This window comes from Bombella pollinis (assembly GCF_026385485.1).
Taxonomy (GTDB): domain Bacteria; phylum Pseudomonadota; class Alphaproteobacteria; order Acetobacterales; family Acetobacteraceae; genus Bombella; species Bombella pollinis.
The window spans coordinates 59777-80664 of record NZ_JANIDX010000005.1; the positions used below are offsets into that span (position 1 = coordinate 59777).

Sequence of the window (20888 nt, forward strand, 5' to 3'; positions counted from 1 at the left end):
CAGCCATTTAAATAGCCATGGCACGCTGGCGCAAATCTGCACCAACCTCCTGCAAGACAGGAACAAAGGATAATTCTTGGGCACGGAAAATACGCATTGTCGGGTACCATGGGGTCCGTTCCCCTTCATCACCCCAACGCCAACACGCATCCCAACGGCTCACAAGCCACACCTCTCGTCCTAACGCCCCTGCCAGATGCAACGGTGCTGTATCGACAGAAATTATAAGGTCCAGAGCTTCCATCAACGCTGCCGTATCGGCCATATCCTGTACTTCATCCATCACGTCATAGACGGGCTGCGGCGTCTCTACCCCCACAAGCTCACCACGCCGTGGGCCATATTGTAGATTAAAGAAATCCGCCTCAACCGTGCCAAAAGCGGCCATCATCTCCGCAAAGCTGCTCGACCGCCGCTTATCAGAGGCCACGTCTTGCGCGCTTGTCCGTGCATCACCTGCCCAAACTAGGCCTACACGCAGACGCCGCGTCTCTAGCTCTTGAGCCTGAACACCCCTTTGCTGGGCAATCACGCGCTCTACAATTTGTGCAAAATGTGCCCGCCGCTCTAACGGCACAGCAAGATAAGGGGTAAAGGGTGGCAACGCCGCAGGAGATTTGAGGTCACACAGATAAGGTAAGTCTGGAATAGGGCAAGACGTATCATATTCTTTAACCCGTTCTGGCGTCTTTAAAAGCTCCGCTACCAAACAGACCTCAACCATGGGATAGGTCTCGGCCAACAAACGAGCTAGAGGCGGAAGGGCCGCTATAGTGATATGCCCTGCTTGACGGGCAATCTCTGGCAAAAAGCGAATGAACTGTATCGTATCCCCTAAACCTTGCTCTTGATAAAAGAGAATACGCTTCCCTGCTAAAGGCACACCCTGCGTTAGACGCGGCAAATCCTTATAAAACCACCATGAAAGATTAGGCATACGCGGCACGCGCCGCACATAACGCGCAAACCCTTCCTCATATGCTCCAGCTTTAAGCAAGGCCATCGCATACCCAAAAGAGACATCCTCATCACGCGAGGCAAGCTCTATCCCCTTTTGATAATAAACCATCGCCTCGCGCGAGCGGTTAAGCCGCTCTAACGCGCAGCCCATATTATTATAGAGAGCAACAGAAGGCGGCCCCTCTTGTAACCATACCGCCAAAACACGCTCGGCTTGGTCTGCTAAGCCTGCCTCTAACAAGCCCATGGAGATATGTTCCCCTGCAAAAAGACGATGTTCAGGGTAATTCTGCGCAATCTCCATAAAGAGGCCGATGGATTCATCACGCTTACCTGCTGCCATCAAAGCCCCGGCAAGGCATAATTTCAACTCCCCTTGCAAGGAGGCCAAAACAGCATGACCCTGTGGCAAAAGCAGCAATGCTTTGCGAAAAATCGCTACAGCAACATCATGATGCGCTGTCTGTTGGGTAAGAAAAAGCCCTGCTGCTAAAAGCACCGGAATATCTTGACTAGCCTGTGCTGCCTGTATCGCAAGACTCGTAGCTTGTACCCCTTGACCCATAGCGTAAAGCTCTTTGCAACAAAGCGTCAAAGCCTCTGGCGTTAGCCCCTCAGGCAGCGCACTTTGGGACGGAGAGGGAGGCCCTTTTGCACCATTATGTTGCTCCACCATTGTCATAACATTCCTCCCTCTATGGCCTAAACCACATCCAACCTTATACATGAACTCATTAGACCATAATTATGCCATAATTGAACTTGCTGCGTAAGGACTTAATGGCTATTCTATACCAAGAATAAGATTTAACTTTAAAAAGGCCTTTAAAAGAGTTTCCGTCCCCTCTGAGGGAGGATCGTTCATCGCCCTATAATCAGCCAGGATGACAATGCCCACTCCCTCTCCCACCACTCAATCCTCCTCTGCTCATGCTGATGGAGCAACACATAAACCTGTCCCCCAAAATGAGAGCGGGGTACATCACATGAGTGGGGCTGTTACCTCCCTATTACGCAACCCGATGAGCCTCTTTAAAAAAGGCGGGGTTGCCTCCTCCCTCTCCACCCGCCTACCGGGGACGGATATTCTGCTCGCTTTAGGGGTGATTCTGCTCATCTCTATCCTCATCGTCCCCTTACCGACGATGATTCTCGACCTCGGCTTATCGCTCTCCATTACGTCTTCTGTCCTCATCCTGATGGTGGCGTTGTTTTTAGAGCGACCTTTGGATTTTACATCCTTCCCCACCCTCTTGCTGCTCACCACCATGTTCCGCCTCTCTTTAGAGGTCGCAACGACACGGCTTATCCTTAGCCATGGCAATGAGGGGGCCTATGCCGCAGGCCATGTTGTGGCCTCCTTTGGGGGCTTCCTCATGGGTAATGATGTAGTGATTGGCGGGATTGTTTTCTGCATCCTGCTTGTTGTCAATTTTATGGTCATTACCAAAGGGTCGGGCCGTATTGCGGAGGTCTCTGCCCGCTTCTTCCTCGATGCTATGCCCGGTAAACAAATGGCCATTGATGCCGACTTAGCCTCCGGAGCTATTAATGAGCGCGTTGCGCGTGGCAAAAGAAAAGAGTTGGAAGAAGAAAGCTCCTTTTACGGGGCTATGGATGGCGCGGCTAAATTCGTCCGCAATGATGCGATTGCGGGGATTCTCATCACCGCCATCAATATTCTAGGAGGGCTAACCATTGGTGTGCTGCGCCATAATATGCCCATCAGCGAGGCAGCGCAGACCTTCACCACCCTCACGATTGGTGATGGGTTAGTCTCTCAAATCCCAGCTTTGCTTGTCTCCCTTGCTGCGGGTATTGTCGTCACCAAAGGCGGGACGGATGGCTCTGCCGATGTCACCTTGTTCCGTCAATTAGGCGGCAATGCAAAACCTCTGGCGATTGCAGCAACACTCTCCGCTGTTTTTGCGCTCATGCCGGGCCTGCCTGCCTTTCCCTTCCTCATGATTTCTATCGCGGCAGGGGTTGGGGCATGGGTCCGCTATAAAACGCCCAAACGTAATGAGGACGAGCCTGACCTGACCCAACCAGCAGCCCCCACCACACAACCCATTACCGAACTCCTCAAAATCGATCTTTTACGGTTGGAGATTGGTTTTGGCTTGCTCCCCCTTGCCAGCGGGGATGACGCCCAAATTACGCGGCAAATCAAAGCCTTACGGCGCAAAATGGCAACGGATATGGGGTTTATTACCCCTTCAGTCCGCATCCAAGATAATATCCAACTGCCAACAGATCGCTATGTCATCAAACTTAAAGAAATTGATATTGCCTCGGGGGAAGTACGGCCTAATCATCTACTGGCGATCTGCCCTACCCATAAAGACGGCCAACCAACATTACCCGGTGAAACAACCACCGAGCCATCTTTTCATCTCCCCGCGATATGGATTGACCCAAATTTAAAAAAACAAGCAACAGACCAAGGCTATACAGTTGTGGACCCGGTGACGGTCATCATCACCCATCTCACCGAATCCATAAGCCAAAATCTAGGCGATTTGCTCACCTATACCGCTACGCAAGCCTTGCTGGATGACCTCCCCGCAGAGGAGCAAAAACTGGTCAATGACCTCATCCCCTCGCAAGTCTCACTCAGCACTGTACAACGTGTCCTGCAATCCTTGTTGCAAGAACGCATCTCCATCCGTGATTTGCCCACAATTTTGGAAAGCATTCAAGAAGGCCACGCTCTCGCTGCAAAGGGCATTAAAGCCCTCACAGCCCATGTCCGTATTCGCCTCTCCCGACAAATCTGCAATAGCTATGTTGGGCCTTCAGGCTGCATCTCTATGATTACACTCTCCCCAGATTGGGAGAATAACATCCTCAATAACACTGTTGGCAAAGGCGATGACCGCACCTTAGCCATGCCACCTGCCATGCTGGACCGCTTTGTCACTGCTCTACGCCAAACCTTCGACCAAACGGCTACTTTGGGAGAGATGCCCGTCATCGTAACCACCTCAGCAACACGGGATTCGGTCCGAATGATTGTGGACCGTATTCGCCCCTCTGTTGCGGTTATGGCGCAAGCAGAAATCTACCCCCGTACCCGCATCCGTACTGTTGCAACAGTGAGCTAACCTTACTGATACCCTTATAGGCCATCCCCTCCTTTAACTGGATCACGCTCATGACTCGTTCTTCAACCGATCAGCACACCACACAGCCAGTAGAGACGGGCGATGTTGTTCTCCCCTCTAATGCGCTAAGTGTCCCAGAGATTCTCGCTTGGCATTCCATCCCCCAAGAGCTTATCACCGCGATGGCCGGTAGCAGCCTTGCTGAAGGGTTAGAGCGTGTCATTCACTTTGCCCCGCTGCCTTTAACACCTGGTATTCCGCTTGCTTTGGGCGGGGCGTCTGGCTCTGGCAAATCACTGACCCTTGCTAAATTAGCCGCACGCTATGCCCGCCAAGCGCGGCAATCAAAAGGTAAACTCCGCCAGCCCCTCGTTTTAGCCTGCGATAGCACCCCCGGCAGTTACATCAAACTGGCTTCGATTCTGCGTGGTTGTGACCTAGAGTTGGTCAAAGCCTATGGCGGCATGGACCCCGAGGAGATTGACGGCCAAGACCGCATCATTCTGGTGGATTTACCGGGGCTTTGTGTCTATTCCCCCACAGCCATGACGGAAATGCGTGAGGTGATAGACCGTACAAAAGCACGCCTCTCATTAGTCGTCCCAGCGGGGATGGACCCAGAAGAAAGCACTGATATTGCTGCGGCCTTCCATCATTGTGGGGCGGATTCACTCATTGCCAGCCGTATGGAGCAAGCCGGGCGTATTGGTAGCATCATTACCGCGGCGGCTTGTGGTTTATCTTTAACCTATGGGAGTTATTCCGGCTCTATCAATGAGGGTTTTACGCAACTCACCCCGGCTATTCTTGCCCGTCGGCTGCTCGTCTTACCGGGGTGATATAAAAGGGGGGCGTTACCCCCCACCAAAACTGCGGACTAAACCACCAGAGACCATCTGGAAGCCATCCACCAATACAAAGAAAATCAATTTAAACGGCAAAGAGATGGTCGGCGGGGGAAGCATCATCATCCCCAAGCTCATCAACACACTAGATGTCACAAGGTCTATCACCAAGAAGGGCAAATAGAGCAAAAAGCCCATCTCAAAACCACGGCTTAGCTCCCCTACCATAAAGGCTGGGACAATCACCCGCCAAGGCGGCCGCACCGTGGTGGTGTGGGTACCATCCTTCCCCTCCACTGGCGTTGCCTCTGGCTTAACACCAGCGAGATGATAGAAAATAGCCACATCATTAGGCCGCGCATTGCGAATCATAAAATCGCGGAACGGCTCTGCCGCTGCTTGCAAGCCTGCAATTTCATCAACGCGGCCATCCATCAGCGGCTCTATCCCTTGCTCCCAAGAGCGTTCCAATGTGGGCTGCATCACAAAAAAGGAGAGAATGAGGGCCAGCGCAATCAGCACCATATTAGGCGGTGTCCCCTGCGCACCAATGGCACTACGTAAAAGCGACAGCGTAATGATAATCCGCGTAAAAGCCGTCATCATCACCAGCAAACTCGGTGCGAGGGAGAGAAACCCCACAATCGCCGTAAGCTGGACAAGACGGCTTGTCGTCCCCGCCTCGCCAATGCCACCGCCTTTACCCATATCAAAAGTGATGGATTGTGCAAAAGCTGGATGCGCTGCCACACATAACAACACGCCACCTATCACCACGCCACACAAAGCCATGATGCCACATATCACGCTCCGTTTTATCGGCTTATGCTGTTTGGCAGCCTTCATCATGGCAAAGCGACCTTTATCACTCTGGTTCATACGCTTACGCCTCTCATCTCTCTGGCTATTACGCTGTCTCTGATGCGCTCTCTTTAAGAGGAGCAATGTCCTTTAAAGGCTGGGTTGGGCCATCGCCTAACCAGCCAATACAGAGGTCTGTCGGGCCACCTGTAAGAATCACCGCTGTGGCCTGCTGCCCTTCCGGGCCTTTTACAGCGACAGAAAAAAGCGTTCGTTTTGCTCCCAAAGGTACGGCATCTTGCACTTTTAAAGCACGCTCCGGGGCCGCTTCAGTTACCTGCAATAAGCGAGGCATACGGTGGCGCATACGGCGTAAGAACCACGGCGTTATGAAAATAAGCCCCACAACAAGCCCTAACGCTAATACGGGATTCATGTGAAACCCCATAACAGCCTGCATCATCGCCCCAGAACCATGAACCCCACTAACTGGTGCTGGTGTCATAATCGGACGAAACCTTACGCACTAGCTGATGACGACATAATCTCCGTCATCGTCACAGCAATATTATCATCCTCAATGATAGTGATTTCCCCACGAGCAATCAGCCGATCATTGGCGTAAATATCAATCGAGGCCCCTAATTTACGATTTAGCGGCACAACAGCCCCACGGCCAAGGCGTACCAAGTCCCGCACGGGCATTTTAACATCGCCCACCACGGCTGTAATTTTGACAGGAACATCAAGAATCGCCTCACGGTCACGGGCTTTTTCCTGCTCGCTATCGTAATATTTACCGGCCCGCTCTGCGCCTTCTTCTGCTACCTCGGACGAAAAATCGGACAAATCAACACCACCAGAGGCCTGCTTATCATCAGGCTGAGGGGCAGTCGCATTAGGGTTGGTCTCTGTCTCATCTGCCATGCTTATTCTCCTTCTTTTTGTACTATATGCGGCTCTACATCCTGCACGGCCTCTTGCTCACTTACAGGAGCCAGCCTGATGAGTGCCTCCACCGCTTCTGCGACACGATGCCGCACGGCCTCTGCCCATTGGCTCTCATCCAACGTGATGCGCGCTTGCGCGGCCGAAATCGCTACACTACCGGCTTTGCGCTCGGCTTCTGCCGTAATGGCAACATCCTTCGCCCCGGCAAGAGCGGTGCGAAGGGCTGGCTCATCAGCCTTAGCGCAATCAAGAGTGATGGTGCCCTCACATTGAGCCACCAATAAGGCGGCGTCCTCAGCAAGCTGATGGCGCAACCCTGTTTGTGAGAGATCTCCCGCAAAAAGCTGCTCAACAACCCGGCACACCCCCTCCACAAATTGCTCTGCAAGCCGCATCATCTTGGCATTACGGTGGGTCTCCTCCTCCTCCATAAACGCTAAGACCTGCGCGATAGAGTTTGCCATCTCATCACTCAAGCTCTGCACGGCATCCCCCTCACCTTGGCGATAACCTTGCTGATAAGCCTCAGCTTTAAGACGTTCCAACTCATCAGGGTGGAGCGTAATGCTCGGCTCTGGCTCCTCCTCCTCATCATCAAGCACCTCTCCCACCACGTCATGCTCATGGCGGGAAAAATCCTCCAAACTCTCACTGAAACTCCACCGCTTGGGCGGAGCAGCCTGCTGTGTGATGTTGCTCATCAGATTTACTCGATGATTTCATCTTCAGAGGAGGAAGGCGAAATATCAATTTCACCATCATTCGCCAGACCTTTAATGAGCACAATCAGCTCCATCTGTGCGGCTTCTGCATCACGCAAACGCACAGCCCCCATGCCGCGGATCTCATCCTCCAAGAGGCCCGCAGCACGCTTAGACATGCATTTAAAGAACAACTCCCGCACAGTCTGATTGGCCGCTTTAAGGGCCAAGGGCAGCCGACTTTTTGCCTCGCCATCGCGATTGATCGCTGCCATGACGCGCATCATGTCATCAGGGGTGAGACGCTTGATATCATCGAAGGTGAACTTCAGTTGATTCACCTTCTCCATATCTTCTTCGCTCAACAGGCCAAGCTTCTCCGTGAGAGAAGCCTCCGTTTTGCGATCGAAGTTATTATACACCTCCGCCACAAAGGCATAACTATCGCGCTTGGTGGACCGTCCAAAGGCCATAATCAGCTCCTTACGGAGGGTCATCTCCAAACTCTCCAGCACATCCTTGCTGACAGGACTCATATGGAGGATGCGCATAATTACATCAGTAGCGAACTCCTCAGGGAAAAGCGTAAGCACACGCGCCACATGCGCTGGAGCGATATAGCTAAGGATAACCGCCACGGTCTGCGGTTGTTCATTACGCAGATAATTTGCCAAAGTGGCCTCGGGCATATTGCCCATTTTGGCCCATACGCTACGCCCTGATGGGCCGCGTATATCCTCCATGATCTTCTCGACCACTTCAGCAGGAAGGGCGCGTTTAAGGTAATCTTCTGTCGTTTCATAACTGCCGACAAAGCCATCTGCGCTCGAATATTTCTCTGCAAACTCGTTACAAACAGCTTCAACCCGATCCGCCTGTACAATCCCCAAAACGGACATCGCTTTGGAAATGTCGCGCACCTCATCCTCCTGCAAAGAACGAAAAATACGCGCTGAACGCTCTTGGCCTAGAGCGAGCATCAAAATAGCGGCTTTCTCGCTCCCCTTCATCGCCGCGATTAACCCGGGGCGCGCTGTCTCGGATTGACCGGCAGCGGCATCCAACCCGCCATTCATCATTTGCTCTGCCATGATGGCCCTCCTTAACTCTCTGCCACTGGTTTGGTTGGCTCTGGCTCAGCTAACCAATTACGAATGACGGCAACGGCATCATCAGGGTTCGTCTCAACACGTTGAACAACACGCGCGAGGGCCTCTCGGCGCATCTTCCCTTCCACACCCTCAACGCTGATGCGATCACCACGGTCTACGGCATCATCTGGCTTGGCCTCACCCTCTGCCATACCGGGGGCCGCTGTAGCATCCATCGCAGCAGCATTTTGTGCAGCAGCAGCTTCGCTCCCCTTACGCACACGCCGTAGAATAGGCCCAAAGAGCATTGCCGCCGCGCCGAGGAGCAAGAGAATGGGAACAATCCATTCCGCCAGATAGATAATCATCTCTCTGGTAAAGAATGGTGTCTTCTCATGCGGAAGGTCTGTCCCACCATCAACACGGAATGGCATTGAAACAACATTGACCTCATCACCGCGTGTCTTGTCATAGCCAATGGTTGTCTGCACTAATTGGGTTAGGCGTTTAACCTCAGCTTCATCCAAAGGCTTCCATGATGGTTTACCGTTTTTATCAGCCGTAACAGTCCCATCCACCAGCACAGCAAGACTAATCCGCGACACACGCGGGCGTGTCTGATTAATAACGCGCGTCCGCTTGCCGATTTCGTAATTATTCGTCTCATCCGTCCGCTCCTCGCTGGAGCCTGTCCGGTTATTCTGCCCTGCATTTGCGTTAGGAAGGTTATTGCCAACGCTGGTATTCTGATTCGCCTCCGTATTGGCACTCTTATCCGTACTCGTGCTTTGGGAGCGCAAGACTTGCTCATTCGGATCGTACGATTCATCGGTCTCATGGATGAGGTCCGTATTCATCGTCACAGCCGCGCGTGCCCGCACATGGCCCATGCCTAATGTAGGAGTAAGAATATCCTCCACCGCTTGCGCAAGACGCTGCTCCTCAGCATGACGTTGCTTTTCTAAAGACGATTCTTGGCCTGCAAGACTATCTGGGTCTCCGGGACGTGCTAGAACATCCCCCCGCGTATCCACGATGGAAATACCATGCGCCTTTAATCCCGGTACTGCTGCAGACACTAGGTTCTGAATCGCGGAAATCGCATCCTCTGATACTGCTCCAGTACGCCCCACATCCAAAATCACACTCGCTTGGGATGGGTTCGTCTCCGTAGAAAATAAGTCACGATGAGGCAAAACAAGATGTACACGCACATTCCTTACACCGTGAATGAGACGGATGGAGCGTTCCAACTCGCCTTCCAAAGCGCGTGTCTCGTCTATGCCTTGCTCAAACTGCGTGCTGGTGAGCGTGCCGCTTTTATCAAACAGCTCATACCCGACAATCCCCCCACCGGGCAGACCCGCCTTGGCCAATAGAAGCCGCGCCTCTGCCACCTTGTTGGTCGGCACATACAAGGTACGGCCATCCGGCCCTGTATTAGTAGGGATATGCGCCTTGGCAAGGTCATCCACCATCTCGGCGGCTTCATTAAGCTCTAAATCCCCATAGAGCAGGGACATAGAGGAGGTACGATTATGAAAAGCAATTACCCCAAGGGAGAGCAACAACATCACCCCTACGACCCCAAGAGCAATAAGCCTTATCCGGCCAAGGCTCTTCAACCCTTCTATAATCTGCGGCAAACGGAGCTTACTAAACTGCATATAACGGGTATCTACCTGCTGCTCTTACGCCGGAAGCAGCAAAGCCCGCTACCGGATTTACCATATAAGCCACAATAATTATGGCAAGACTATCGCTCTCATGTCCTAACTAACCTTCACTATAGCCCAATGTAAAGCCTATATAAGGTTAATTATCGGTGTATGCCTTTACACCTGATTACGGTGCAAAATATTGTGTGCTAGGCGGCACCTTCTTAGCGGGCATCATAAGACGATTAGCGTTTTGCTCTGGCGTCAAACCACGCGGCCCTTCATACGTCTCATGAGCCATATTCGGCGTTAATTCTGGCCGTGCCCAACAATCCACACCATTCCAGCTCTGCGTACAATAAGGCTGCGGAGGCGGGGTGCGTTCTGGTGGGGCGCACCAATCCTCCCCTTCCTCCAAATAACCTGCTTGGCACTGCCGCCCTGTCATCTTGCTAGCCAGATAATCTGGCGCACATGCGCTAAGCCCAACTAAGGTAGGCATAAGCACAAACATCGCCTTCCACGAGCGTGATAATGAACAAGACTGCCCCATGATTCGCTTCTCCTGCATTATCCCCTCATTATTGCCGTGATGGTAAAAGCGGCCCGCTCTGGGGTACCGCCTCATAATGCACACGCTCTGCTGCATCGGCTGCGTGGGCCTCATTCAACCCCGAAGCAGAAGCCCCATCCCCTGCCACAACAGGAATCGCTAAAGCAGGATGATGAAAATGCCGCACACCCACTAAATATTGCGAGACAAGATTCACCCTATCGGGCGTCATATGCGCCATAATACCGGAGAGCTTACGCGTATTCATGGAGGCTGCTATGGCTATCAAGACATGCGGGTCCATAACATCAAAGACCGCAGCCGCCTCTCTAGGGCGCATGACCTCATAAATACCAACCAAGCGTGCCACAGCTTCTTGAGGGACCAGCTTATGATTATCCACCGTCTCCGAAAAAGCCGCTTTTGATTGATTCAGCACATGCATCCGCAGCTCCAACGCTTTACGCGCTGCTGCAAAAATACGCTGCTGCTCCTGCATTTGCTGCTCTGTATCATGGTCTGGGACGCCATCTAGCCCCGCTGCCTTAGCAGGCGAGGGCCAGAGCATACCAACACATAAAAATAAGGCAGCAAAGCCACTTACATAACGCAGTCGCCGGGATTGCTGAAAGCACACACCCGCCATTAGCCCCCCAATGGAATCTCGGCGTCTTGTTCCGCCTCGCTAATATCTGGGGTTTTTGCCGCCCAATGAGGGTCTGGCTCATCATCACCGGGGATGACAAGATGAGCCTCATCATGCGCTACAACAGTTTGCCCTTCCCTCTGGGTGTCAGGACGCTGCTGTCCCCCACCCTTACGGGAAACGGAAATACGGACATCCCCTTCAAAGCTTGCATCCTCATGGATAGCACAGCCTGTTGGGCTTCCCATCTCAATCACACAATCAGAAATACGCGCATTAGCACCAGCCGTTAGCCGAGGGGTAGTGAAGGTCACCCCCGTAACGTACCCGTCAATCATCACTGATTGTGCTTCAATCTGGCCGTCTTTTAGGGTGCCACTCTCGGTAAGACAAATATGCTCAGCTTGAAGGGCCGCCTGCTCAACATCACCAGCAATATGCAGGCTCCCCTCCACGACACCACGCAGCGACTGCACAACAAGCCCTGCTGGAATAAAGCCTTCTCTTTGTTTGCTTTCAGACATTTACTCTCTCCCCTTCCCCATAACGGCCATCCCACGCCATCTAAACCATCTTACACAAGCCATGATTATGGCATAAAATGCCATATCGCAATGTGTAAGCCTTATATAGGCCATAAACCTTAATAATGTCCTTTTATATCCCCTTAAAAAGGCAAGACATTCTCTAAAACCTTCTGCCCATAACGCGGCTGTTGATATTGCGAGAGCTGACCACGCCCGCCATAAGAGATGCGCGCCTCAGCAATGCGGTCATGCGTAACGACATTATCTTCAGAGATATCCTGTGGTCGGACAACACCACTCACCATAATTTGCCTTAGCTCACCATTCACGCGGACTTCTTGGCGGGCCACAACGACAAAATTACCATTAGGCAAAACCTGCGTGATGACACCGGCCAATGTGAGCGTCACCGTATCAATACGCCGAATCGTTCCCGCCCCGGTATTCGCGCTAGAGCTGCTCGTATCAAGCGCATCAGCACTCGTCAGGTGAGATAACGCCTTACCTTTAAAGCCAAACAGACTTGGAATCCCAAAAACCTCTGATGCACTACCGGATGCCGTGGTGTTGTTGGTGACATTAGCTGTATCAGCAACCTGAATCTTCACCGTAAGCAAATCCCCCGCTTGCGCGGCACGCTGGTCTTTAAAGAAGGCACGGCTCCCCGGCCGCCATAAACTGCCTACCTCTGTCGGTGGGGCCTGAAGCGGCGGGCTAGGCATAGTAATCGGCCGATAATCGGGGGCTTGCGTGGGGTCAGCCGTCCGCGTCATACGCGGGAGATGGCCCATTTCGCTCATCCCGCTAACCCCTAAACACCCACTCAACCCCACTAAAAGGCCAGGTACCACACCCACGCGCAGCCATACCCGCTTTGACCATAAGGACATCATGGGCGGCTTCCTCCATCAAGCATCATGGTGTTAATCCCCAGCCTACGCGCTTCTTCCGAATCAGGAGGAATGGCTGTAGAGGACGCATCAACCCTAATCTCGCCCGAGGCACTGACCCGGCCAATCAGAATCATGCGGCTACCCAGATTAAGCGCATGGACAAATTGCCCACTGCCACCATCTTCTAACGCACGGCCTGTCGCGGTGAGACGGATGCCCGTGCTGTTGTAGCTCAACAAAACAGGGTCTCCGCGATGGACAAGAATGGCACGCCGTAAATCTGTTGCTTCCACAGGTTGACCTGCCCCGACAGTCCGCACCAAGGCCATGCCAATCATCTTTTCTGGCTCTGGCAGAGAGCGTGCTAATGGGGGCACCGTGCCGGTAAAGGCTGGGTCTATCCGCATATCATCTTGCTGAATAATATGGCCTGATGGCAATGCGTGGTCATACACCATCACAGGCTGTACGGGGCGAATACTCCCGCGCACGGTAAAGCTATCCGCTCCTGCCGTACCAGAAGGATGAGAAGGCTGAGCCAGCGCGGTAAAGCGACCTGTTTTATGGTCCCACTCAAAATTAGAGAGCGTAATAGGGTCCGCTTCCCCCTCATCCACCATAACGGGCGTGAAACTAGCAATCTCCACCACGACACTACCCGCACCCTCACCTTGTGCGACCATTTTACGCACCAAAGCGGCAAAATCATCCCGCCCCAACACATGACCAGCCCGTGTAAGAGTCAGACTCGCAGAGGAGGATTGATCATCCCAATCCACTCCATATTGATCCGCTAAGGCGATAAGCTGGCTCCCGCCAATCGTAATGGCTTTCCCCGGCGCAGGGGCTGGGCCAAGGAGGCGATCTTGCCCGCTCTCCAACCCCTCAAAAACATCAGAAAGATAAACGGACGCCCCATGCACAACCCCAGAAGGACGCAATGTTGCCGCCAGCATAGTATGAGGCAGAAACCACCCCACACCAAGGCAAAGACATGCTGCAATCGCCTTCACCCCACCCATCTTCACCTTACAGAGCCCCTGCATATAGCCCCGCTCTTAACGCAGATTTGTTAAGGTCTGGAGCATCTCATCAGAGGCGGTAATGCTCTTACTATTCATCTCATAAGCACGTTGTGCCGTGATAAGGTCCGTAATTTCCGTCACAGCATTTACAGCGGATTCCTCAACGAACCCCTGCCGAATTGTCCCAAAACCGGTCGTCTCTGGGTTACCGATAATAGGATCCCCCGAGGATGTTGTCTCGGTAAAGAGGTTCTGCCCCATAGCGGCTAGACCATTCTCATTTTGGAAAGTCGTAAGCTGAATCTGCCCCGCTACTTGGGAGTTCGCCTGACCAGAGAGCGTGTATTGCACTTGCCCAGTTTGGTCGATGGTGATGTTTTCAGCATTATTAGGGATCGAAATATTCGGCGTAAGAGGATAGCCATCTGCCGTCACAATCGCCCCATCTTGCGAGAGAGAAAATGTCCCATCGCGCGTATAGGCATATTCCCCATTCGGCAATAGAATACGGAAATAACCGCGCCCTTCTACTGCGAGATCCAACGCATTACCGGTTTGAGCCAAACTACCTTGCTCGTTAATCCGGTAAATAGCTGCGGTACGCACACCCAAACCAACCTGCGCCCCGGCTGGCACGCGGTAACCAGTATCAGAACTCATCGTCCCGACCCGGCGGAGGTCTTGATAGATAAGGTCCTGAAACTCCGCCCGGCGTCTTTTATAGCCTGTAGTCGTCATATTGGCGATGTTGTGGGAGATGGTTTCCACATTGGTGGACTGGGCCTGCATCCCTGTCGCGGCAACATCGAGTGATCTCAGCATAAATGGGCATCCTTAAAGATTCTGCCACCATCGCCATGGCAAGCACAATAAACGCATTACTATGCCCTCTCATAAACCAGAGAAGTTCCTTTTATCAAGGATATTTATATGAACACATCATGAATAAGTCCTTAATTAGGTAGCTTTATCAAGTTTAAATTAAAGCCATATGCCAACAAAAAGCCTATAGGAGCTTTACATAAGGCCATAATAATGCGATTAAAACGCCCAATATGGCATAAATAGCCTTTATAAGGACGTTCGGCATGGACATAACCGGTTATCTTGCACTAGCCCGTATTGATGCCCTCACACGCGGGCTTGAGGTCACCACGAACAATCTGGCCAATAGCAGCACGGATGGCTTTAAGGAGCATCGTGTCCTCTTTTCCGACTATCTCTCCCGCCAACATGGGGCCGATTTGGTCAATGGGGAGAAAGTCCTAACCTATAGCCAAGACCGCTCTACTTATTTAGACACACTTCAGGGCGAATTACGCCAAACAGGTAACCCGCTAGACCTAGCTATTAATGGGTCGGGTTATTTTGTGGTCCGTACACCACAAGGACTCCGCCTTACCCGCAATGGCCAGCTCCATCGTGGTGAGGATGGTACGATTGTCGATTCGTCAGGGGACCCAGTGTTGGATGATCAACGCCGCCCTATCACGCTCAACGCTGATGAGCAGATTCTCCCCCTCGGCATTGGGGCTGATGGCACCATCTCTACCGAAAAAGGCATTATCGCTAAATTAGGCCTTGCTACAGTAGAGAATCCTAATACGCTCCATGCTGAAGGTAATCATCTTTTTCGTCCCACAACGGAGCTACAAAACGTCCCCACCCAAGAGATTCGGCAAGGGATGTTGGAATCCAGCAACGTCAATGCGGTGGAAGAAACCACGGCAATGATTAAGACCCAACGGGAATATGACCTTAATTTTCAACTCTTACAAACTGAGTTTACCCGCCGCCTTAACGCGATTGATAAAATCCCCGCTGAGCCTACAACATAACCCCCCTAGCAAGGTTAAGGAATTGTTAGGCAAAATATATGCCTTGTGTTTAACTTCATGTAACCCTCACGCCGTATGGTAAGCCTTATCAAAGCCCACCTTGTGCTTTTCTAGGTTATTGGCCTTTATGCCAGCCTTTTCATTCTGGGAGAAAGAACATGAGTCTCGGTCTGTCCCTCAATATCGCTTCCAGTGGGCTTAAAACCATTGAGAACGAGCTTTCAACAACATCTGATAATATTTCTAATGCTTCGACCCCCGGTTATGTGGCAGCCACGCCAACGCCAACTTCTATGGTTGTCTCTGGGATGGGCGTTGGCGTTACAACCAATCATAACCGCCTCGTTGTATCGCAAGCGTTGCAAAATGCACTCTATCACCAAAATGCGCAGGTTGCAGCCCTCACAGCCACCAGCAACTCCTTAGCGGCTGTCTCCTCCGTACAGGGGACGACAACAAGCTCTGATGGCTCCACAGCAGTGGGCACGCTAACTAATAACCTGCAAAATGTTAATAACGCTTTTGTATCGCTCACCAGCACCCCGCAAGATAGTGCCGCCCAAAAAACGGTTATTTCTGCTGCTCAAACATTAGTCAGCAACATCCATACGCTCTCCTCCGTCTATCAAGCACAACGCCAAGGTGCGCAGGATGCGGTGACGGATAGCGTCTCAGGCATTAATACCGACCTAACAACGATCGGCCAGCTCTCCCAGCAAATCATGTTGGCACGCTCCTCCCATGCCGATACCTCAGACCTTGCCAATAAACGCTATGAAGCTATGCAGAGCCTCTCTAGCAAATTGGGGGTTAGTTTTACCGAGAAGCCCAATGGCGACATGCTCGTCTCCACACAAGATGGCACAAGCCTTCCCACCCGGCCGGACCAACTTGGCTTATCCAATGGGCTATTAACAGGCCCAAGCTCCACATGGCCGCTCACTACACAAAATGCCACGCTAAGCTCCAGCATGTATCACGCCACAGATGGTAGTGATAAAGGTGTGCCGGGCATTATGCTCGCTGGGAAAGACATCACCTCCCATCTAACAGGCGGGACATTGGGGGCGAATCTTACACTGCGCGACCAAACCTATCCGCAGATGCAAGCCCAGCTTGATTCCTTCTCCTACACCTTAATCAACCGCTTCAATGCTGCTGGTGTGTCGCTCTTTAGCAATGGGACGACACAAAATCTCTCCTCTGACCCAACCAAAACAGCACCAAATGGACTCGTTGGGCTTTCCTCTCAGCTTGCTGTCTCTGATAGCTACCTCCAAGCCCCTGCGCGCCTGACTGAAAACCTCACCGGCCTTCAGCACTCCAACATCAAACCCAATGCTGTACTCAATCAGGCTTTTGGGAGTGGGCCTTCCTCTGTGACCAATAACCTCATGGCCCCTATGTCCGGTTTGGGGCCAGATGGCCAACAATCCACAGGCTATGAAGGCGCACAAAGCCTGACCCAGCTTGCCACAGCCCTAACGGCAAATCAGGCACAGACCATTAGCCAGTCCAATAGCGACCTTAGCACAGCAACCTCCATCCAAACGTCACTTTCCACCAAAGTGGCCAGTGTCTCTGGCGTGGATGTCAACAGCCAAATGGCGGCTGTTGTCGCCTTAAAGACCTCTTATTCCGCCAATGCTAAAGTCGTCTCTATGGTGCAAACCATGTTCGATACCCTCCTTAACGCGGTGCATTAAACACACCGCCCCTCTCTTTACGCCCTTTATCATAAATAGGAGTTCCCCCTCATGAGCATGAGTGTTGGCCAATATGGTGCCTCTGGGGCAGAATTAATCCTCAATGCCGGGATTAAACAAATTGAAGCCGCTCAAAGCGATGTCGCGTGGCAAAGCTCACAAGGGACAATCTCCTCCAGCATTGCAGGGCTAGGAAGCAACCGTCAGGCGGCCCTCACCCTTAGCCCTAAACTCTCCGAGTTAAACAGCTATCAAAACAATATCTCTATTGTGCAGAACCGCCTCTCCCTCGGCTCCACTGCCTTTACACAAATTACCGACCTCGCACAGTCCCTCAACACTATGTTGCTGAACATGACCTCCTCCGAAGGCGGCTCCACCACAGCAACAAACGCCGCGGCGGATTCAGCCCAAAAAGGCCTCAGCACGTTAGGGACAATCCTCAACACATCTGATGGCTCAAGCTTTCTCTTTGCTGGGCATGATACAGCCGCAGCCCCCGTTACCTCCCCCTCTGGCCTCTCCAGCAGCACGCTTGCTCAAACAATCTCTAAGCAGCTCTCTGGCCTAACTGACACGAATAGCGACACTATCTTCCAGCAAGCGACAACCGCGAGTGCCGATAATAGTACCGCTATGAGCGTCTTCTCACCCGCTTTATCCGTCTCTGCTGATGACGCAACGACCCTACGCGCTACAGCCGTCATCGGGCCAAATGATAATATCATCACAACCGCTCCTGTCGCGACAGAAGGCGGCCAGGCCTCTGCCACCTCCACAGGCTCACCTATACGCGACCTTATGCGCGATATGATGTTAATGTCCGGTATGAAGGGCATGAGCACAACAACACCCGGCTTTACAAAACTTGTCACCCAAATGCACAGCTCACTAAGCCAGACCATCAATCAGCTCATTGACATGAATACAAGCATGGGGGTGACACAAAACACACTCTCCCGTCAGAAGGGCATCTTCTCCAGCGTTACATTGATGGTAAAGACCCAACTCTCCAACAATCTTGATGCAAATCTTGCTGAGGTCGCCACACGCTCATCCGACCTTAATCTTCAGCTCAAAGCCTCCTTCTCGCTTATTGCTGATACGAAGAACATGTCCCTCGCTGATTATCTCTAAATATCTAACATTCATCCTCCTCCCCAAAAAAAGGCCGCTCTCCCCATAGGAGGCGGCCCTTTTTATAGGATTTGCGCTATAAGATTACAGCTTATCAAACCCCGTGAAAGATAAAGCCTTTACAGCGGCCTCTTGGTCTTGCTCATACGTCCCACCAGAGACCCCAAGGCCACCTATAAGGCGGCCTTGATAAAAAATAGGATACCCACCCCCAACAGCCATCAAACGCGGATGACTAGCAAGGGGAGCCATGTGAGACTCTTGCACCAGGCTGTTCCATATATGGGTTGGTTGCCCAAAAAAACAGGCCGTCCATGCTTTATCACAGGCTATTTCCGCTGTCAGAAAGGCCGCTTCGTCAGCTCGCCCAAAAGCGCGTAAATGTCCCCCCGCATCCATCACCGCGATGGAAAAAGCAATCTTTTGGGCCGCACCTTCTTTTAGAACCGCCTCGATAAGAGCCTGTGCAGCCTCCCATGTAATCTGCGCTGTTTCCTGCTGGTATTTTACGGGCATGATAAACCTCCTCTTATGCTTTATGGCCCATTGCACGCTTTACTGCCGCAACAATCTGCGTCGCACCGGGGATATAGGCTTCCTCCAATAATGGGGAGAACGGCACCGGCGTGTGAGGCGCGCTCACCATCTGCGGGGCTGATTTAAGAGAAGAGAACCGCTTTTCGACCACCTGCGCCATAATATCCGCCTCGACACCCGCCTTAGCAAGCTGCGTAGCGGCCTCCAAAGCGCGAGGCACCATCGGCCCATAGGTGATGATCGACACATCACGCCCCTCCCGCACATGCTGTGCTGTCCCAAAAGGCACCGTATAAGGGGCTTCTGGCACTGGGCCTGTCATCTCATAAAACGCTTTAGGCTCGCAGAAAATGACGGGGTCTTTATCGCGGATAGCCTCAATCATCAGCCCCTTTGCATCATAAGGCGTGCTCGGGCAGACGACCTTTAACCCCGGAATATGCGTAAAAAGGGATGTCAACATTTGCGAATGTTGAGCTGCACCATTAATCCCCGCCCCAACCATCGTGCGGATGACCAACGGAATCTCTGCCGTGCCGCCAAACATATAACGAATCTTCGCCGCTTGGTTTAAAAGCTGGTACAAAGCATACGCCCATAACGTCGATAAACGGCACTTCTGCAACAACGGGCACACCAGAGAGTGCCGCCCCTACGGCAGCCCCAACATAGGCCATTTCCGTTGGTGGGGCATCAATAACGCGGTCGCCATATTTACTATACAGCCCCTTTGTCACGCCAAGGACACCCCCCCCAGCAATCAACATCTCCACCAGCATCCACACCGGCTGCCTCCACAAGCGATTCGACCTCACGATCCACCGCCTCAAGCTCTGATGAGCTAAGCCCTTCTTGTACGGCTTGATGCCTAAACCGCTTTAAACAATCCTGATTCGCCCGTGCCTTGGCCACTTCTCCAGTAGGGCGATAAACCTGCGTATCCCCTTCAAAATGACCATAAAAACGTACAGTCTTACATTCCAACAACACAGGCCCATGCCCTGCGCGCATCTGGGCAATTAACTCCCCTGCGGTGCGATAAACCGCAAAGAAATCCGGCCCATCCACCGTTACGGCGGGCATACCAAAACCTTTAGCGCGGTCCTCGTAACTCGTGACAGAGGTTGTTCTTTGCTGCGGTGTTGATTGTGCGTAATGATTATTCTCGACAACGAACATCATAGGCAGCTTCCATACGCTGGCGAGGTTCATGCTCTCCAGCAGGCCCCTTCATTCACACCGCCATCACCACCAAAGACAACAGCGACATGGCCTTTCCCTGCCAGCTTATCAGCCAGAGCCGCCCCACATGCGAGCGGAGCCCCCGCACCTAAAATACCATTAGCCCCCAACATGCCCTTGCTGAGATCAGCAATATGCATGGAACCCCCTTTGCCATTGCAAACGCCTCCTTGGCGGCCGTAAATCTCCTTCATCATCGCCATGGCATCCACCCCTTTGGCGATGCAGTGACCATGCCCGCGATGTGTACTAGCAATTTGATCTTCATCTGTTAAATGGCTGCAAATCCCTACCGCCGTAGCCTCTTGCCCTGCATAAAGATGGACAAATCCGGGGACGCTGCCCGTTTTATAATCCTCATGCAGACGGTCCTCAAAAACACGAATAGTCTTCATCCGCCGATAAGCTGCCAATAAAACATCATGAGGGATTGGCGTATTTTTGTCTTATTTTCTCTCGTCTTTAGCGTTCATTCTTTCCTCCTAGGCAAAGTATATGGCACTATCTCAATGCCTGTTATTATCTCTATGCCCGTTAGAGGAGAAACCGATAGAACTATCCTGCACAAAACTTGCCTTATCTTCCAAAAATTATGACCCATAAAAAAACGCCACCGTGGTATCACGATGGCGTTCTTTGTAACCAAACCCAAAAGGAACCAGCCCCGTAG

General features: G+C 52.2%; 21 protein-coding genes and 1 pseudogene. 5 read left to right on the forward strand and 17 right to left on the reverse strand.

The window, feature by feature from the left end; translation table 11 throughout:
* Positions 1-7 precede the first annotated feature (7 nt).
* Positions 8-1642 carry a tetratricopeptide repeat-containing glycosyltransferase family protein gene (locus NQF89_RS05995; protein ID WP_196424779.1) on the reverse strand — a complete coding sequence of 545 codons (1635 nt, stop codon included), beginning with the start codon at positions 1640-1642 and terminating at the stop codon, positions 8-10.
* A gap of 340 nt (positions 1643-1982) precedes the next feature.
* On the opposite strand from NQF89_RS05995, the gene flhA reads away from it, so the two are divergent.
* On the forward strand, positions 1983-4067 hold the full coding sequence (flhA, locus tag NQF89_RS06000) for a flagellar biosynthesis protein FlhA (RefSeq protein ID WP_266137820.1): 2085 nt from the start codon (positions 1983-1985) through the stop codon (positions 4065-4067).
* Between the two features lie 50 nt (positions 4068-4117).
* On the forward strand, positions 4118-4906 hold the full coding sequence (locus NQF89_RS06005) for a hypothetical protein (RefSeq protein ID WP_266137767.1): 789 nt from the start codon (positions 4118-4120) through the stop codon (positions 4904-4906).
* Positions 4907-4921: 15 nt separating this feature from the next.
* On the opposite strand, the gene fliP is transcribed toward NQF89_RS06005, so the two are convergent.
* The 12 genes from fliP to flgG all read right to left on the reverse strand — a co-directional run bounded on the left by fliP (position 4922) and on the right by flgG (position 14580).
* Positions 4922-5704, reverse strand: coding sequence for a flagellar type III secretion system pore protein FliP (gene fliP, locus NQF89_RS06010; RefSeq protein ID WP_099027056.1), 783 nt, complete (start codon positions 5702-5704; stop codon positions 4922-4924).
* Positions 5705-5819: 115 nt separating this feature from the next.
* Positions 5820-6218, reverse strand: a complete 399-nt coding sequence (locus NQF89_RS06015; RefSeq protein ID WP_155573715.1) for a hypothetical protein — start codon at positions 6216-6218, stop codon at positions 5820-5822.
* Between the two features lie 14 nt (positions 6219-6232).
* On the reverse strand, positions 6233-6640 hold the full coding sequence (fliN, locus tag NQF89_RS06020; RefSeq protein WP_155573716.1) for a flagellar motor switch protein FliN: 408 nt from the start codon (positions 6638-6640) through the stop codon (positions 6233-6235).
* 2 nt (positions 6641-6642) lie between these two features.
* Positions 6643-7365, reverse strand: coding sequence for a FliH/SctL family protein (locus NQF89_RS06025; protein WP_155573717.1), 723 nt, complete (start codon positions 7363-7365; stop codon positions 6643-6645).
* Positions 7366-7370: 5 nt separating this feature from the next.
* Entirely contained in the window at positions 7371-8456 is a 1086-nt protein-coding gene (locus NQF89_RS06030) for a flagellar motor switch protein FliG (protein ID WP_196424621.1), read from the reverse strand.
* A gap of 11 nt (positions 8457-8467) precedes the next feature.
* Entirely contained in the window at positions 8468-10123 is a 1656-nt protein-coding gene (fliF, locus tag NQF89_RS06035; protein WP_266137768.1) for a flagellar basal-body MS-ring/collar protein FliF, read from the reverse strand.
* A gap of 178 nt (positions 10124-10301) precedes the next feature.
* Positions 10302-10667 (reverse strand): hypothetical protein, encoded by a 366-nt coding sequence (locus NQF89_RS06040; RefSeq protein ID WP_155573718.1) that lies wholly within the window; start codon positions 10665-10667, stop codon positions 10302-10304.
* 28 nt (positions 10668-10695) lie between these two features.
* A complete protein-coding gene (locus tag NQF89_RS06045; RefSeq protein ID WP_266137769.1) occupies positions 10696-11313 on the reverse strand; it encodes a MotE family protein in 618 nt (205 codons plus the stop codon).
* A complete protein-coding gene (locus NQF89_RS06050) occupies positions 11313-11837 on the reverse strand; it encodes a bactofilin family protein (protein WP_155573720.1) in 525 nt (174 codons plus the stop codon). The genes NQF89_RS06045 and NQF89_RS06050 overlap by 1 nt, the downstream gene beginning before the upstream one ends.
* Before the next feature lie 143 nt (positions 11838-11980).
* Positions 11981-12733: a flagellar basal body L-ring protein FlgH gene (gene flgH, locus NQF89_RS06055; RefSeq protein ID WP_266137770.1), complete on the reverse strand. Its 753-nt coding sequence runs from the start codon at positions 12731-12733 to the stop codon at positions 11981-11983.
* Entirely contained in the window at positions 12730-13779 is a 1050-nt protein-coding gene (gene flgA / locus NQF89_RS06060) for a flagellar basal body P-ring formation chaperone FlgA (protein WP_266137771.1), read from the reverse strand. Before flgA ends, flgH begins: the two co-directional genes overlap by 4 nt.
* Before the next feature lie 12 nt (positions 13780-13791).
* Complete coding sequence (flgG, locus tag NQF89_RS06065; RefSeq protein WP_099026928.1) at positions 13792-14580, reverse strand: flagellar basal-body rod protein FlgG; 789 nt, start codon at positions 14578-14580, stop codon at positions 13792-13794.
* Between the two features lie 266 nt (positions 14581-14846).
* On the opposite strand from flgG, the gene flgF reads away from it, so the two are divergent.
* The 3 genes from flgF (at position 14847) to NQF89_RS06080 (ending at position 18439) form a co-directional block, all read left to right on the forward strand.
* Positions 14847-15596 carry a flagellar basal-body rod protein FlgF gene (flgF, locus tag NQF89_RS06070; protein ID WP_155573723.1) on the forward strand — a complete coding sequence of 250 codons (750 nt, stop codon included), beginning with the start codon at positions 14847-14849 and terminating at the stop codon, positions 15594-15596.
* A gap of 158 nt (positions 15597-15754) precedes the next feature.
* Positions 15755-17302 (forward strand): flagellar hook-associated protein FlgK, encoded by a 1548-nt coding sequence (flgK, locus tag NQF89_RS06075; RefSeq protein ID WP_155573724.1) that lies wholly within the window; start codon positions 15755-15757, stop codon positions 17300-17302.
* 51 nt (positions 17303-17353) lie between these two features.
* Positions 17354-18439 (forward strand): flagellar biosynthesis protein FlgL, encoded by a 1086-nt coding sequence (locus NQF89_RS06080; RefSeq protein WP_266137772.1) that lies wholly within the window; start codon positions 17354-17356, stop codon positions 18437-18439.
* 84 nt (positions 18440-18523) lie between these two features.
* Here NQF89_RS06080 and NQF89_RS06085 read toward each other — a convergent pair whose 3' ends face one another.
* The 4 genes and pseudogenes from NQF89_RS06085 to NQF89_RS06100 all read right to left on the reverse strand — a co-directional run bounded on the left by NQF89_RS06085 (position 18524) and on the right by NQF89_RS06100 (position 20613).
* On the reverse strand, positions 18524-18955 hold the full coding sequence (locus NQF89_RS06085) for a GlcG/HbpS family heme-binding protein (protein ID WP_266137773.1): 432 nt from the start codon (positions 18953-18955) through the stop codon (positions 18524-18526).
* 13 nt (positions 18956-18968) lie between these two features.
* A complete protein-coding gene (locus NQF89_RS06090; protein ID WP_196424780.1) occupies positions 18969-19523 on the reverse strand; it encodes an alpha-ketoacid dehydrogenase subunit beta in 555 nt (184 codons plus the stop codon).
* Positions 19462-19713: a hypothetical protein gene (locus tag NQF89_RS06095; protein WP_266137774.1), complete on the reverse strand. Its 252-nt coding sequence runs from the start codon at positions 19711-19713 to the stop codon at positions 19462-19464. The genes NQF89_RS06090 and NQF89_RS06095 overlap by 62 nt, the downstream gene beginning before the upstream one ends.
* Positions 19694-20613, reverse strand: a pseudogene (locus tag NQF89_RS06100) (thiamine pyrophosphate-dependent dehydrogenase E1 component subunit alpha). The gene NQF89_RS06095 and the pseudogene NQF89_RS06100 overlap by 20 nt, the downstream one beginning before the upstream one ends.
* Positions 20614-20888: the final 275 nt, after the last annotated feature.

Coding starts and splice junctions, on each gene's coding strand:
- NQF89_RS06005 (WP_266137767.1), top strand. CDS start 4,118: ATGACTCGTTCTTCAACCGATCAGCACACCACACAGCCAGTAGAGACG.
- flgK (WP_155573724.1), top strand. CDS start 15,755: ATGAGTCTCGGTCTGTCCCTCAATATCGCTTCCAGTGGGCTTAAAACC.
- flhA (WP_266137820.1), top strand. CDS start 1,983: ATGAGCCTCTTTAAAAAAGGCGGGGTTGCCTCCTCCCTCTCCACCCGC.
- NQF89_RS06045 (WP_266137769.1), bottom strand. CDS start 11,313: ATGGCGGGTGTGTGCTTTCAGCAATCCCGGCGACTGCGTTATGTAAGT.
- NQF89_RS05995 (WP_196424779.1), bottom strand. CDS start 1,642: ATGACAATGGTGGAGCAACATAATGGTGCAAAAGGGCCTCCCTCTCCG.
- NQF89_RS06085 (WP_266137773.1), bottom strand. CDS start 18,955: ATGCCCGTAAAATACCAGCAGGAAACAGCGCAGATTACATGGGAGGCT.
- fliP (WP_099027056.1), bottom strand. CDS start 5,704: ATGGCTTTGTGTGGCGTGGTGATAGGTGGCGTGTTGTTATGTGTGGCA.
- NQF89_RS06030 (WP_196424621.1), bottom strand. CDS start 8,456: ATGGCAGAGCAAATGATGAATGGCGGGTTGGATGCCGCTGCCGGTCAA.
- flgG (WP_099026928.1), bottom strand. CDS start 14,580: ATGCTGAGATCACTCGATGTTGCCGCGACAGGGATGCAGGCCCAGTCC.
- fliN (WP_155573716.1), bottom strand. CDS start 6,640: ATGGCAGATGAGACAGAGACCAACCCTAATGCGACTGCCCCTCAGCCT.
- flgF (WP_155573723.1), top strand. CDS start 14,847: ATGGACATAACCGGTTATCTTGCACTAGCCCGTATTGATGCCCTCACA.
- NQF89_RS06025 (WP_155573717.1), bottom strand. CDS start 7,365: ATGAGCAACATCACACAGCAGGCTGCTCCGCCCAAGCGGTGGAGTTTC.
- NQF89_RS06080 (WP_266137772.1), top strand. CDS start 17,354: ATGAGCATGAGTGTTGGCCAATATGGTGCCTCTGGGGCAGAATTAATC.
- NQF89_RS06050 (WP_155573720.1), bottom strand. CDS start 11,837: ATGTCTGAAAGCAAACAAAGAGAAGGCTTTATTCCAGCAGGGCTTGTT.
- flgH (WP_266137770.1), bottom strand. CDS start 12,733: ATGATGTCCTTATGGTCAAAGCGGGTATGGCTGCGCGTGGGTGTGGTA.
- NQF89_RS06015 (WP_155573715.1), bottom strand. CDS start 6,218: ATGACACCAGCACCAGTTAGTGGGGTTCATGGTTCTGGGGCGATGATG.
- NQF89_RS06040 (WP_155573718.1), bottom strand. CDS start 10,667: ATGGGGCAGTCTTGTTCATTATCACGCTCGTGGAAGGCGATGTTTGTG.
- fliF (WP_266137768.1), bottom strand. CDS start 10,123: ATGCAGTTTAGTAAGCTCCGTTTGCCGCAGATTATAGAAGGGTTGAAG.
- NQF89_RS06090 (WP_196424780.1), bottom strand. CDS start 19,523: ATGTTTGGCGGCACGGCAGAGATTCCGTTGGTCATCCGCACGATGGTT.
- flgA (WP_266137771.1), bottom strand. CDS start 13,779: ATGCAGGGGCTCTGTAAGGTGAAGATGGGTGGGGTGAAGGCGATTGCA.